Annotated in this window: 12 protein-coding genes; 10 read left to right on the top strand and 2 right to left on the bottom strand. The window is 42.9% G+C overall.

Going from position 1 to position 12,416, the window contains the following annotated elements:
- The first annotated feature begins 93 nt into the window (after positions 1-93).
- The 5 genes from FTU75_RS15660 (at position 94) to FTU75_RS15640 (ending at position 4,574) form a co-directional block, all read left to right on the top strand.
- Positions 94-735, top strand: coding sequence for a phosphoribosylanthranilate isomerase (locus FTU75_RS15660; RefSeq protein ID WP_180116379.1), 642 nt, complete (start codon positions 94-96; stop codon positions 733-735).
- The gene (trpB, locus tag FTU75_RS15655; protein ID WP_078194139.1) at positions 719-1,945 is read left to right on the top strand and encodes a tryptophan synthase subunit beta; all 1,227 of its coding nucleotides are present in this window, start codon (positions 719-721) and stop codon (positions 1,943-1,945) included. Before FTU75_RS15660 ends, trpB begins: the two co-directional genes overlap by 17 nt.
- 223 nt (positions 1,946-2,168) lie before the next feature.
- A complete protein-coding gene (locus tag FTU75_RS15650) occupies positions 2,169-2,894 on the top strand; it encodes a CPBP family intramembrane glutamic endopeptidase (protein ID WP_180116378.1) in 726 nt (241 codons plus the stop codon).
- A gap of 23 nt (positions 2,895-2,917) precedes the next feature.
- Positions 2,918-3,442, top strand: a complete 525-nt coding sequence (locus FTU75_RS15645; protein ID WP_180116377.1) for a DUF1543 domain-containing protein — start codon at positions 2,918-2,920, stop codon at positions 3,440-3,442.
- A gap of 139 nt (positions 3,443-3,581) precedes the next feature.
- Positions 3,582-4,574: a DUF2804 domain-containing protein gene (locus FTU75_RS15640; RefSeq protein ID WP_180109267.1), complete on the top strand. Its 993-nt coding sequence runs from the start codon at positions 3,582-3,584 to the stop codon at positions 4,572-4,574.
- Positions 4,575-4,625: 51 nt separating this feature from the next.
- Here the strand turns inward: FTU75_RS15640 and FTU75_RS15635 are convergent, their stop codons facing one another.
- Positions 4,626-5,501: a metal-dependent hydrolase gene (locus tag FTU75_RS15635; RefSeq protein WP_078191325.1), complete on the bottom strand. Its 876-nt coding sequence runs from the start codon at positions 5,499-5,501 to the stop codon at positions 4,626-4,628.
- A 145-nt stretch (positions 5,502-5,646) separates the two neighbouring features.
- Here FTU75_RS15635 and FTU75_RS15630 point away from each other — a divergent pair, with 145 nt between their 5' ends.
- Complete coding sequence (locus tag FTU75_RS15630; RefSeq protein WP_180116376.1) at positions 5,647-6,675, top strand: AraC family transcriptional regulator; 1,029 nt, start codon at positions 5,647-5,649, stop codon at positions 6,673-6,675.
- An 84-nt stretch (positions 6,676-6,759) separates the two neighbouring features.
- On the opposite strand, the gene FTU75_RS15625 is transcribed toward FTU75_RS15630, so the two are convergent.
- Positions 6,760-8,094, bottom strand: a complete 1,335-nt coding sequence (locus tag FTU75_RS15625; RefSeq protein WP_180116375.1) for a Na+/H+ antiporter NhaC family protein — start codon at positions 8,092-8,094, stop codon at positions 6,760-6,762.
- 363 nt (positions 8,095-8,457) lie between these two features.
- Between FTU75_RS15625 and trpA the strand changes: the two genes are divergently transcribed.
- Genes trpA through FTU75_RS15605 form a run of 4 tightly spaced genes read left to right on the top strand, consistent with a single transcriptional unit; the run spans position 8,458 to position 12,408 of the window.
- The gene (trpA, locus tag FTU75_RS15620) at positions 8,458-9,261 is read left to right on the top strand and encodes a tryptophan synthase subunit alpha (RefSeq protein ID WP_078191221.1); all 804 of its coding nucleotides are present in this window, start codon (positions 8,458-8,460) and stop codon (positions 9,259-9,261) included.
- Positions 9,258-10,154 carry an acetyl-CoA carboxylase, carboxyltransferase subunit beta gene (gene accD / locus FTU75_RS15615; RefSeq protein ID WP_180005414.1) on the top strand — a complete coding sequence of 299 codons (897 nt, stop codon included), beginning with the start codon at positions 9,258-9,260 and terminating at the stop codon, positions 10,152-10,154. The genes trpA and accD overlap by 4 nt, the downstream gene beginning before the upstream one ends.
- A complete protein-coding gene (folC, locus tag FTU75_RS15610; RefSeq protein ID WP_180116374.1) occupies positions 10,151-11,434 on the top strand; it encodes a bifunctional tetrahydrofolate synthase/dihydrofolate synthase in 1,284 nt (427 codons plus the stop codon). Before accD ends, folC begins: the two co-directional genes overlap by 4 nt.
- Positions 11,431-12,408: an SPOR domain-containing protein gene (locus FTU75_RS15605; protein WP_078191218.1), complete on the top strand. Its 978-nt coding sequence runs from the start codon at positions 11,431-11,433 to the stop codon at positions 12,406-12,408. Before folC ends, FTU75_RS15605 begins: the two co-directional genes overlap by 4 nt.
- Positions 12,409-12,416: the final 8 nt, after the last annotated feature.

Genomic DNA, 12,416 nt, shown 5'->3' with positions numbered 1-12,416 from the left:
AAATCCACGCAATGCATGAAAATTGCATTACAATGATTCGCCTTCATATTCATAGATAGGCTATGAATAGGGCGGAGTTAGAGCCAAAACAACATGCGAACCCGTGCCAAAATCTGCGGAATTACACGTATTCAAGATATTCAATCTGTCGTCCAAGCTGGCGTAGATGCGATCGGATTTGTATTCTTTGCGCCAAGTCCGCGCAGTGTAACGGCAGTGCAGGCTGCTGAACTGATTCAGCATGTGCCGCCGTATGTGCAGACCGTCGGTTTATTCGTGAATGCATCGGCTGCAGAGATACAGGATATTTTAAAAAATTCGCCTATAGACATCCTGCAGTTTCATGGTGATGAAAGCCCTGAACAGTGCCAAACGATTGCGCAGTCCGTTGGGCGCCGCTGGTATAAAGCCATTCAGGTCAAACCCGATTTGGACGTGATTAGAGAGATTCAAGCCTTTCAACAGGCTGGGGCAAGCGCCGTACTGTTAGATGCATGGCATCCTGAGCTGAAAGGCGGTACAGGGCATAGCTTTGACTGGGCACAGTTCCCAAAACTCGATATTCCTTTAATTTTGGCGGGCGGTTTAAAGCCTGACAATATTGAAGAAGCGATTCAAATCACTGGTGCTTACGCCGTAGATGTGAGTGGTGGTGTAGAATCGGCAAAAGGTATTAAAGACCAACAACTCATAGAACGCTTTATGCAAGGAGTCCATCGTGGATCAGCAAAATAAGATTGACTATACCCAATTCCCTGACGCACTAGGGCATTTCGGTATTCATGGCGGGCGTTTTGTGTCAGAAACTCTTATGGCAGCACTTGAGGACTTAGAAAAACTCTATTTCCGCATGAAAGATGATGCACAGTTTTTGGCAGAATTCGACCGTGACTTGGCGTATTACGTCGGTCGTCCAAGTCCTTTGTATTATGCTGAACGATGGTCGAAAGAGTTGGGTGGTGCGCAAATTTATTTAAAACGTGAAGACCTGAACCATACAGGTTCACATAAAGTGAATAACACCATTGGTCAGGCTTTGCTGGCTAAACTTTCAGGTAAAAAACGTATTATTGCGGAAACAGGCGCAGGTCAGCACGGCGTAGCAACGGCAACGATTGCAGCGCGTTTAGGCCTTGAGTGTGTGGTGTTTATGGGTGCTGAAGACGTAAAACGTCAAGCCATGAACGTATACCGTATGCGTTTGCTTGGCGCAACGGTCGTACCTGTGGAAAGCGGTTCAAAAACATTGAAAGATGCGATGAACGAAGCAATGCGTGACTGGGTAACCAATGTTGACTCTACTTATTATGTGATTGGTACTGTGGCTGGCCCACACCCATATCCGCAATTGGTTCGTGATTTCCAATCGATCATTGGCCGTGAAGCACGTAAACAGATTCAAGAACAAGCAGGCCGTCTGCCAGATGCCTTGGTGGCATGTGTGGGCGGCGGTTCAAATGCAATGGGCTTATTCTATCCATTCTTAAATGATGAAGATGTGAAAATGTACGGTGTTGAAGCGGCAGGCTACGGCATTGAAACGGGCAAGCATTCTGCACCATTAAACGCAGGTCATGTCGGTGTACTTCACGGTAACCGTACGTACTTGATGTCAGATGATCAAGGTCAAATCATTGAAACACATTCAATTTCTGCAGGTCTAGATTATCCAGGTGTAGGCCCTGAGCATAGTTTCCTCAAAGATATGCACCGTGTGAACTATGTGCCTATCAATGACACTGAAGCGTTACAAGGCTTCCGTGATTTAACCCAAATTGAAGGTATTATCCCTGCGTTAGAAAGCTCACATGCGATGGCTTATGTGACGAAACTTGCACCGACCATGGACAAAGACCAAATCATTATTGCGACTGTATCAGGCCGTGGCGATAAAGATTTAATGACCGTTGCCCGCATTGATGGCGTGGAAATGGTTGAGATGTAATTTCGCTTTTCAGCCTCTCCCTTTGGGATGAGAATCTCGGAATATATTCTGAGTTCGCAAGTGGAGATGGTCAAGAAAAAATCGCGCAGAAGTCATTCCGCGCGATTTTTTTTGGGCTGAAAATTTTATTGAGGCAAATCACTACAAAACAGATGCAGAATAAAAGTGTGAAATAAATCACAATACTGCGGAAATTTTATCGCTTTAGAAAGACTTTATAACAATGACGTTTACCCAATTGGTTCGTGCAGAATCCTTTCCAACCCATATTTCTTGGCAATGGCGTGATACTTTTGCGCTGTGTATTCTTCCGCTGATCTTGCTCAACAGTTATCTCTTAGACCAATTTTTTGGTGTTTCAGCTCAGGTTGCTTTGGGTGATTCGATCTTTCGCGGTATTTTATTTATTGCCGTATGTTGGCTCTATAAAACGATGCTATATACGCACTGGCAAAAGTATAAGCAGGCCTTTTGGCGCTCAAGCCTGTTGGTGGTTGTTGGTGCAGTCGCTTTACAAGTAGTGATTTCTTTTACACGCAGTCTGTTGCCCGTTGGTGAGAACATTGAAAAAGAATCGACCATTGATCCCAATACGATTGCGTTTTTTAGCTTGCTGATCATCAGTCTTGGGCCATTATTTACCGCTTTGCTCGAAGATATTATTTTCCGCTATACCTTGCTGCAAAAGCTGTTTGTACAGCCGTGTCTATGGCGAGTGATTTTGGTCTTACTGAACTCAATCTTATTCGGCTTGATTCATTATCATAATTTCGATGGCGATTTGATTGCGACCATCAGTTTTATGGCGGCAGGCCTATTTCTCAACCTGATCTATTTGTGGACGCGTAACATTTGGCATGTCTTACTCATTCATTTCGTCAACAATGCAGTACTCTCTTTAGGCGGCGTGATTTTGTTGAAATTACTTCAGCCCTATGTGGGCAGTTGAAGTCAAAAATAAGGGGGAAGATTGTGTCTAGTTTATTTATGGTGATGCTCGGCGGACGCCATTCAAGAGCAAATATCGAAGTGCATGATGTCATTCTTGCAGTGGGTAACGCATTAGAAGAGGTTTATCCACAACTGAGAACGGCATGGTTTGGTGAGCAAAAAGGCTTACATATTGATGCTTGGGCACAGGTACATACAGTCAGCACTGAAAATCGGCATTATCGTATCCAATTTTGTGATGCCGCGCCCCGAGCTGAAGATGAAAAATTATGGCTGATTAATCTCGGGGGATATGATGCCCGCGAATTTGGTGAATTACATCGTTATGTTTTGGTGACGGGACAAAATGCCAGCGTTGCAAAACAACGGGGCAAGGCTTTTTTTGAGTCACATTGGCAAAAACAACATACCGACCGAACCCTAGATGTTGATGATTGTATTGCGATTGATCATGTCTATGGGCGCTATATCGAATTGGTTGAAACCCCGCATAGCCAGCAAAATTCATGGAAAAATGATTACATCTTAATAAATGAACATTTGTGATGATTAAGAGCTGAAATGTCAGCTTTTATATTTTTTTGTGATATTCGCCTGAAATCAGATGGATTGTCTTTTCAGGCGTTAAATAATAGGCATAATAACATTCAGGATTTAGACCTTAAACCTCAATGGAATGGCGTATATGGATTTAATACGGCCGAATGGACAGCCGCATTATGGGCGTTTTAGTGAACTTCCCAATCGCATCGATTTAAGTAAGTATGAATATAAGACACCGTATGGAAAACGACTTCAAGGTTGGCGTAAGCGTTTAAAATATAAAAAATTTAAATTTTGTTGTATTCAGCATGAACATTATACGATTGGTCTAGCGATCGCCGATATCGCGTGGGCGGGGCACGGTTTTGTCTATGTGTATGATCATATTACGAATGAAGTGTTGGAATGGAATTCGATTAATTTCCTATCACGCAATACCGTTTTAGATGAACAACCTTTATTTAATCAAAGTCATTTTATCAAGTCAGGGATTCAACTGGATATTCAGCATGCCAATGGTGTGCGATACATTCAAATGTCAAAACATGGCGAACTCAAACTGAGCGCTCGAGTGTTTTGTGCGGGGACTGATCCGCTGAGTATGTGTAGCCCCACAGGGATTAATGGTTGGACCTATACTCAAAAACTAACGACGTTAGGGTGTGAAGGTTTCTTTATCAATAAGCAAGGCAAGACCATTCAATTCCATGACCGGACATTGGTGTCTTTAGATGATACCTGTGGTTTTCTTCGTCCTGAAACCGCATGGTTTTGGCTGTCGTGTAACTTTTGGGATAGTCAAAATCGACGCGTTGGGATCAATCTTGCCTCTGGTGTAAATGAAAGCTTTGGCAATGAAAATTGCCTATGGGTCAATGGACATCTGTATGCCATGTCTGATGTGCTGTTTCAGCAACAAGGCGATAATCAATGGAATATTAGCTCATTAGACAACAGCTTAAATTTGATCGTCAGCACAGGTTGGCGGCGCTATGAAAACCTGAATTTAAGATTGGTCGGTAGTCAGTTCAGTCAATGGCAGGCAAAAATTAGCGGTACAATTCAACGTGATGGCGAAGAAATTGTATTCTTAAATGAATATGGTTTACTTGAGCAGCACTATGCCAAATGGTAAGTCTAAGCCTATAAAAAAGCCGCAATCGATGCGGCTTTTTTTATTCAATTTTTATTTTGCAGCTTGCCAAAACACTTCAGCTGCTTGTATCGGATCATTGGTTTCTTCATAAGTTTTTAACCAAAGATCATAATTTTGCACAATGGGATGCTGACTCGGATGGAAGTCTTTTTTAAACCAATCTCGATATGGTTTGCTCATTCGGGTGAGGGTGCCATTTTTACCAAAGAACCACGGTAAGCCTTTCATATTTAATTTTAAACGTTCAGTGAAGCTGAAACCGTCATGTTTCAGCATCACATTAGCACGGTATAAGGTAAAGCCAAGCATCAATCCACTGGTCCAGACCAAAGTAAATTTCTTTAGATTTTCATCGACCTTCGCCACATCTTTCATCACATCAAAAGCCACATCGCGATGTTCCATTTCTTCTATCGCATGCCAAATAAATAATGCACGGACATAAGGATGCGCAGATTCTAAGACGGACTTTTGGCTACAGAACGTTTCAGCCATCAGCGCAGTTAAATGCTCGGCGGAAGCCGTCATGGCAATGTTGTATTCTGGTGAGCGCTTGCTCAGTTCAAATTTAAAAATTTTATTTAGACGTTTAATGAACGCATCGACAGGCATGCCTTGTTGTTTCATTAACATGTTCATTTTGTCATGCGCCATACCGTGCTGTGCTTCTTGACGAATAAAGTCAGCGACACGTTGCTGTAAATCAGGGTCTTGAATTTGACTACGGAACAGACGTACAGATTCAATGAAATAGCGCTCGCCATCAGGAAAGGTCAGGCTCAAGGCATCAAACATACGTGTTAAAAAGGGGTCTCCGCCAAACCAATAGCGCGGGATTTCTTCTAACTTAAAATTCAGCTTTGTGCGAACAATGGGTTCGACTTGATATTTGACGATAGCATTCATGATATTTTTTCTGTGCGAGTCGTATTGATTGCAGTATGTCGGAGAAATTGCACTTTGTTTTGACAGATATTGCCAATTTTTATACATTTTACGCCATGATGAAAATATAAAATGTCAGAATTGGCAGGTCAGAAAGAGGGGCGAGATGGCTGAAATTCAGATCCCAAATGGTTACTTCCAACTGTGGAATATGGTCTTAATTGAGCGTGAATTAAACTATACACAGCTCGAATGGATTGCGCCGTATGCTGCGCAAATTCAGCATGTGCTGTCTTTGCCGATCGACTCTCAATCGCCGAATTCTTTTTTTAACAGCATCATGCAACTGACTCAGCAGCATCTGGATTGTCCGCAATTGGTTTTTGAAATGGCCAAGTATATTCGTGCGGAGCATTTTGGGGTGTTAGGCTATATGGCGACACTGAGTAATAGCGTAGCAGATGCTTTGCAATATGTGATGCGCTTTAGTCGTTTGGTGATTGATGGGGCGCAAATTGTGCCGATGAATATGAGCCATCAAGATCATCAAATTATTCTGTCTTGGCCACAGCATGATGAAGAGTATGCTTTGGTGAATGAGTTGACCATGGCCTGTATGGCACATTTGGCCAAGCAAATTTTTCCAGATTCTTTAAAGTTACTCCGCATTCATTTTGCCCATGCACCGCGGATGGCACGTTATCACTATGAAAAGTTTTATGGCTGCCAAATGGAATTTTCGACACTTAAATATTCATTTGTGATTCATGCAGACAGTTTGGATTTAAAATCAGAACTTGCTGACCCATCGCTGATGCAATTGTTATTACGTCAGGCCGAAGAGGCGATCGCCGCGCGTCCGCAACATGCAGATCCAATTCTACAGATGCAACAATGCATCGCAGATTATCTCAAATTACAACAGCAAGCCCCTAAAATAGAGTGGTTAGCAGAAGAGTTACATCTGTCAGTGAGAACCCTGCAACGACAGCTACAGGAGAAAGACACCTCGTTTAAACGACTTTTGGAGATTGAACGGATGAAACGCTGTGAATATCTACTTTCACAACAAACCCATTTGACGGATATCGCGTTGCAGTTAGGATATTCAGATCAGTCTGCTTTGGCACGTGCTTTTAAGGCATATAGCGGAGAGACATTATTAGCGCGAAAAAAAGCCTTGAGATTAGAATAAAACTTGCAGATTGCTCGTTAAGAAAAGCCTTTTAAACAACATTAAAAAAAGCGGTCAAACGACCGCTTTTCTTTAAAGCCAAGCTTATGCCGCAGCTTTTAATTTTGGATACCGAAGTAAAATGGCCAGGATGGCAAAGATTGCCAAGACCCAACAGTAATACACACTACCAATCAGTTCCACAGGCGAAAGTTTTGCGATCGAACAAGCCAGTAACAGCTGTGCACCATAAGGAATGAGACCTTGGACTACGCAAGAGAAAATATCCAAGAGCGCAGCAGCACGTTTAGGGTCTACACCATATTCTTTGGCGACTTCACGTGCCATGTCACCAGATAAAATAATTGCGACAGTGTTATTTGCTACAAATAGGTTGGAGAAAATCACCAAGAAACTGATACCAATTTCACCTGCGCGTTCAGCACCAACTTTAAAGCAGCGTGTCATGCTGTAAATACGTTGAATCAGCCATTCTAAACCGCCTTCTTTTTGCATAATGGCAGAAATACCACCCAAGAAAATAGAAAGCAGGGCAACTTCAAACATGCCGGTAAAGCCGGCATAAATAGAATTATTTAAGCTTAAAAAATTAAATTCAGGTTGAATGACCAAACCAATCAAGCTAGACAGTAAGATACCAATAGTCAGTACAGCAAGCACGTGCAAACGTGAAAAGGCCAAAATAAATACGGCTAAATACGGCAAGATCAGCCACGCATTATAGGCTTTGTGTTCAATCGCTTGTGAGCCTTGACTCATGAATAAATAAATACAGATGCTGACGATCGATGCAGGAACAGCAATCCAAACATTGACCTTAAATTTATCGCGAAGTTGAACTTTTTGACTGTTCGTTGCAGCAATGGTGGTATCTGAAATCATCGACAGATTATCACCAAACATAGCACCACCGACCACAGCACCAATGGCATACACCACTTCAATTTCGGTGACTTGTGTAAAACCAAAGGCAATTGGCGCGCAGGCTGCAATGGTGCCCATGGAGGTTCCCATCGCTGTGGCAATAAAGGCCGCAATAATAAACAGCATAGGCAGCACGAACTCAGGCGCAATTACCGATAGTCCGAATTGCACTGTTGCATCGACACTACCGATGGCACTGCTGACACTGGCAAAAGCACCAGCGAGCATAAAGACCATGAACATTAAGATCAAATTCGGGTGGCTGGCACCTTTCATAAATGTATCAATCGCGTCATTTATCTTGCCGCGATAGAGCAAAATTGCCAATACAATTGCAGGAAGAGCAGCGACTGGGGCTTTCACTTGATAGAACGCAAACTCAGTTCCAATGATGGAATGGTAAATACCACTGCCCAAAAAAATGGTCAGAAAAACAATAAGCGGGAGCAGTGCAAATGCCCGAGCAGGCACTTTCACTTGTGAATCGGAGGACATAGGAGATAAAAAAATAAAAGTATGCGGCTAGTATAAAGCAGGTTTTGCAATTTAAGGAAAATTAAAATGTAAATGCTAAGCCTGTTATTTTTAACATTTTTTTGATGATAAAATTAAGTTAGTCTAAAACCTTATAATTTTGCCAGATCCTAAAATTAGGCATCTTTGATCATTGTGAAAAAAACTGAAATATCGGTAAATGATGCTTTCGGGTTGTTCTGGAAAATTATGTTTGCATGAGAAATGCCGACTGAGGATTGTATACCCTGTTCAATGGGTAAAAAATAGCGTTACAATGCGATGTCTTGTATTTCGACAAAACCCACATCATAGTTTTGATTCATTCAAGGAAAGTATAACCCTATGTCACGTTTAGCCACTCGATTTGGAACGCTTAAATCTCAACAGCGTAAGGCCTTGGTTTCTTATGTTATGGCTGGTGACCCTCATCCACAAGTAACGGTACCTTTGTTACATCAAATGGTTGAGGCAGGTGTAGATGTGATCGAATTGGGTCTTCCATTTTCAGACCCAATGGCGGATGGTCCTGTTATTGCACTTGCCGCTGAGCGTGCGCTTGCTGCAGGAACCAATACTCTAGATGCCTTGAACATGGTGAAAGAGTTCCGTAAAAACGATACAGAAACACCAGTAGTACTGATGGGCTATTTAAACCCTGTTGAAGTAATCGGCTATGAAAAGTTTGTTGCCTATGCACATGAATGCGGTGTAGATGGCGTGCTCTTGGTGGACCTTCCACCAGAAGAAGCAAAAGATCTAGATGCAGTATTGAAAAAATACGACATGGATCAAATCTTCTTACTTGCGCCAACATCCACTGATGAACGTATTCAGCATGTGGTGAAACAAGCCAGTGGATTTATCTACTATGTTTCTTTGAAAGGTGTGACAGGTGCAGCGACTTTAGACGTTGCTGAAGCTGCGGCACGTATTCAAAAAATCAAATCGTATACTCAGGTACCAGTTGGCGTTGGCTTTGGTATCAGTGATGCAGCATCGGCGAAAGCCATGGGTGTGGCTGCAGATGCGGTGATTGTAGGTAGTGCTTTTGTTAAACAATTTGCAAACTTAGCGCCAGAACAAGCTGTAATCGAAACAGTGAATAAAGTGAAGGAGCTTCGAGCTGCGCTCGATGAGTTAGTATGAGTCAAGACGCAAAAACAGGCAAAATTCTGAGCGCATCTACGCCATGGACAGAGCGTGCGGTACCAGGTATTCATGTACCTGATGAACAGCAAGCATTAAAGGCGACATTTACTGAGCCGACGATTGAATGTCCTGAGTGTCATGCACTTGTGACTCGTACTGCAATGTCATTTAATGCCTACGTTTGTCCACAGTGTGATGAACACTTGCGAATGAAAGCGCGTGATCGTTTGAACTGGTTCTTTGACCAAGTACAAAAAGAATTGGGTCAAGAATTTAAAGCCAAAGATCCACTTAAATTTGTAGATAGCAAAGCGTATCCAGACCGTATGTCTGAAGCGCAGAAGAAAACCGGTGAAACAGAAGCTTTAGTGGTGATGCAAGGAACGCTGAAAGGCATTCCAATGATTGCGACTGCTTTCGAATTTGATTTCATGGGCGGTTCAATGGGCACTGTGGTTGGTGACCGTTTTGTTCAAGCGGCTGAACTTGCGATTAAAGCAAAACAACCGCTTATTTGCTTCGCTGCCTCTGGCGGTGCACGTATGCAAGAAGGCATGTTGTCACTCATGCAAATGGCGCGTACTTCTGCTGCCATCCAAAAAATGAAAGATGCTGGCTTGCCTTATCTAGTGGTGCTGACACATCCAGTCTATGGTGGTGTGACTGCATCATTGGCAATGCTCGGTGATGTTCACTTGGCTGAACCGAAAGCCATGATTGGTTTTGCTGGTAAGCGTGTGATTGAGCAAACTGTACGTGAAAAATTGGAAGAACCGTTCCAACGTGCAGAATACTTGCTTGATCATGGTGTAGTCGATCAAATTGTCCACCGTCATGCATTACGTGATACAGTTTATCGTATTGTAGCGAAATTGATGAACTTGCCTTGAACACAGCACCACTTGCAACTGATTCTTTAAACACATGGCTCGATTATTGGAGCCATGTTCATGTTACGGGTATTGATTTAGGTCTGGAACGGGTGATTCCTGTTGCGGAACGACTCGGTGTAACCCAGCCTGATGCGAAAGTGCTGACGGTCGCGGGAACAAACGGTAAAGGTTCAACCACGACCACTTTGGCTGCGATTTTAAATGCCCAAGGTTATAACGTGGGGCTATACCAATCACCGCATATCTATCGATTCAATGAACGTGTAAAGCTTCAAGGTGTTGAAGTGGCTGACCAAACCCTGATTGATGCTTTTGTAGCTGTTGATCAGGCGCGTCGTGAATGTGAATTAAGTTTATCTTTTTTTGAAGCGACCACTTTGGCCGCTTTTGTTATTTTTAAACAGCAACATTGCGATGTATGGGTCCTCGAAGTGGGCCTTGGCGGTCGACTTGATGTGGTCAATGTCGTCGATCCAGATGTTGCAGTGATTACCAATATTGGTTTAGACCATACCGATTGGTTGGGCGACACCATTGAAAAAATTGCTTTTGAGAAAGCTGGGATTATTCGTCCGAATATTCCCGTGATTTTTGGTGGACAGCAAGTACTGCCTGAAGCCATTCGTCAAAAAGCAGAAGATTGCCAAGCTGCTTTACATGTACTCAATCGTGATTATTTTTATCAGTACAGTGATGACGGACAATCTTGGATGTTTGCTTCATCAGGTACAACTTTAAAACTGCCCGTTGGTTCTTTGGCGCTCGAAAATATCTCTACGGCTGTAGCAGCAATATTGGCCAGTGGTTTGGTGGTCTCTCAGCAGTCGATCGCTCAGGGGATTAATAATGCCAAGTTACAAGGCCGTTTTGAAGTTAGAGAAATTGCAGGTAAAACGGTGATTTTCGATGCGGGACATAACCCGCATGGTGTTGAATTTTTGTTAAAGCAATTGCGAAATTTCCTCCAGTACAATAAACAATACACAGAAGTGATCAGCGTTTTCTCCATGCTGACTGATAAAGACATAAATTCTGTCGTTAACTTATTGAAAGATACGGTAAGAATGTGGAAAATTGCACAATTAAATGTGCCACGTGCGGCATCTATCACACAATTGGATAGCGCACTGCAGCATCAAGTCGTAGAACATTATGACAATGTGCAATTAGCTTTTAAGTCCGCGCTGGAAGAAACAAAGAATAATCAGCTGATTCTGGTATGTGGTTCATTTCATACCTTAGAAGCGGTATGGGAGTATCTGGAAGAATGTCAATGAATAACAAACAACGCTGGATGGGTGGTGTTGTTTTATTAGGTGGTGGTGTACTGCTGGCCGCACTTTTACTTAAAGGCAAAGAAGAAATACATCAAAATCAAAGCCAAACCCCTGAAATGGCTCAAGTTGAGCAACAAGGTCAGGGTGCGGGTAAAATGTCATCATTGACAGTTGATGTTGAAACTGAAAAGCGCTTGCTCGAAGAACAACGACGTACCCGTGAAAAATCGGTTGCGGAGCAAGAAGCACGTGCAGCAGAGTTTTTAGCGATGCAACAACAAGCGGAAGCGGATGCAGCACGTAAAGCAGCAGAAGAATATGCGGCTTTAAACGCACATCGTTCAGCTCAACAAAGTTCGGATAATATTCCTCCCGAATTGGTTGAAGATGAAAAAGCTAAGCAAAAGCGTTTAGCTGAGGATAAGTTGGCGGCTCAAAAAAAGTTAGAGACTCAGTCGGCGCAGCAAAAGGCTGATCAGGCACGTATCGCAGCAGATAAACAAAAAGCCGAAGCAAAACGTAAAGCGGATGCTCAAAAAGAAGCTGAACGTAAAGCACATGCTGAAGCTGAGAAAAAAGCAGCAGATAAGAAAGCAGCCGAAGCGAAGCAACAAGCTGAAGAAAAGCGTAAAGCCGAAGAAAAACACAAGGCAGAAGAAAAGCGTAAAGCAGAAGCTAAGAAAAAAGCTGAAGCTGAAAAAGCACGTGATCTGTTGGAAAATGGCGATAAGCAATGGATGGTGCAAGTTGCACTGGCTGCCAATGAAGCCAATGCAGATGCCGTCGCTGCAAAATTACGTGCAAAAGGCTATAAAGTGACGAAGAGTCCGACATCTAAAGGCATTCGTATTATGGTCGGTCCTTCGAAGGACCGTGATGCTGCGGACGCAACACGTAAAAAGATCAATTCAGATGCAAGTTTGAATATGAAATCGGCTTGGGTGATTGATTGGGTACCACTCGATAAACGCTAAGTTTATTT

It is taken from the genome of Acinetobacter sp. YH12140 (assembly GCF_013418475.1).
GTDB classification, from domain to species: domain Bacteria; phylum Pseudomonadota; class Gammaproteobacteria; order Pseudomonadales; family Moraxellaceae; genus Acinetobacter; species Acinetobacter amyesii.
Note: the sequence above shows the minus strand (reverse complement) of the source record. Positions and strands in the feature narration are given on the sequence as shown.

Excerpts from the sequence above, each read along its gene's own strand:
- FTU75_RS15660 (WP_180116379.1), top strand. The coding sequence starts at position 94 with ATGCGAACCCGTGCCAAAATCTGCGGAATTACACGTATTCAAGATATT.
- FTU75_RS15650 (WP_180116378.1), top strand. The coding sequence starts at position 2,169 with ATGACGTTTACCCAATTGGTTCGTGCAGAATCCTTTCCAACCCATATT.
- FTU75_RS15640 (WP_180109267.1), top strand. The coding sequence starts at position 3,582 with ATGGATTTAATACGGCCGAATGGACAGCCGCATTATGGGCGTTTTAGT.
- FTU75_RS15635 (WP_078191325.1), bottom strand. The coding sequence starts at position 5,501 with ATGAATGCTATCGTCAAATATCAAGTCGAACCCATTGTTCGCACAAAG.
- FTU75_RS15630 (WP_180116376.1), top strand. The coding sequence starts at position 5,647 with ATGGCTGAAATTCAGATCCCAAATGGTTACTTCCAACTGTGGAATATG.
- FTU75_RS15625 (WP_180116375.1), bottom strand. The coding sequence starts at position 8,094 with ATGTCCTCCGATTCACAAGTGAAAGTGCCTGCTCGGGCATTTGCACTG.
- trpA (WP_078191221.1), top strand. The coding sequence starts at position 8,458 with ATGTCACGTTTAGCCACTCGATTTGGAACGCTTAAATCTCAACAGCGT.
- accD (WP_180005414.1), top strand. The coding sequence starts at position 9,258 with ATGAGTCAAGACGCAAAAACAGGCAAAATTCTGAGCGCATCTACGCCA.
- FTU75_RS15605 (WP_078191218.1), top strand. The coding sequence starts at position 11,431 with ATGAATAACAAACAACGCTGGATGGGTGGTGTTGTTTTATTAGGTGGT.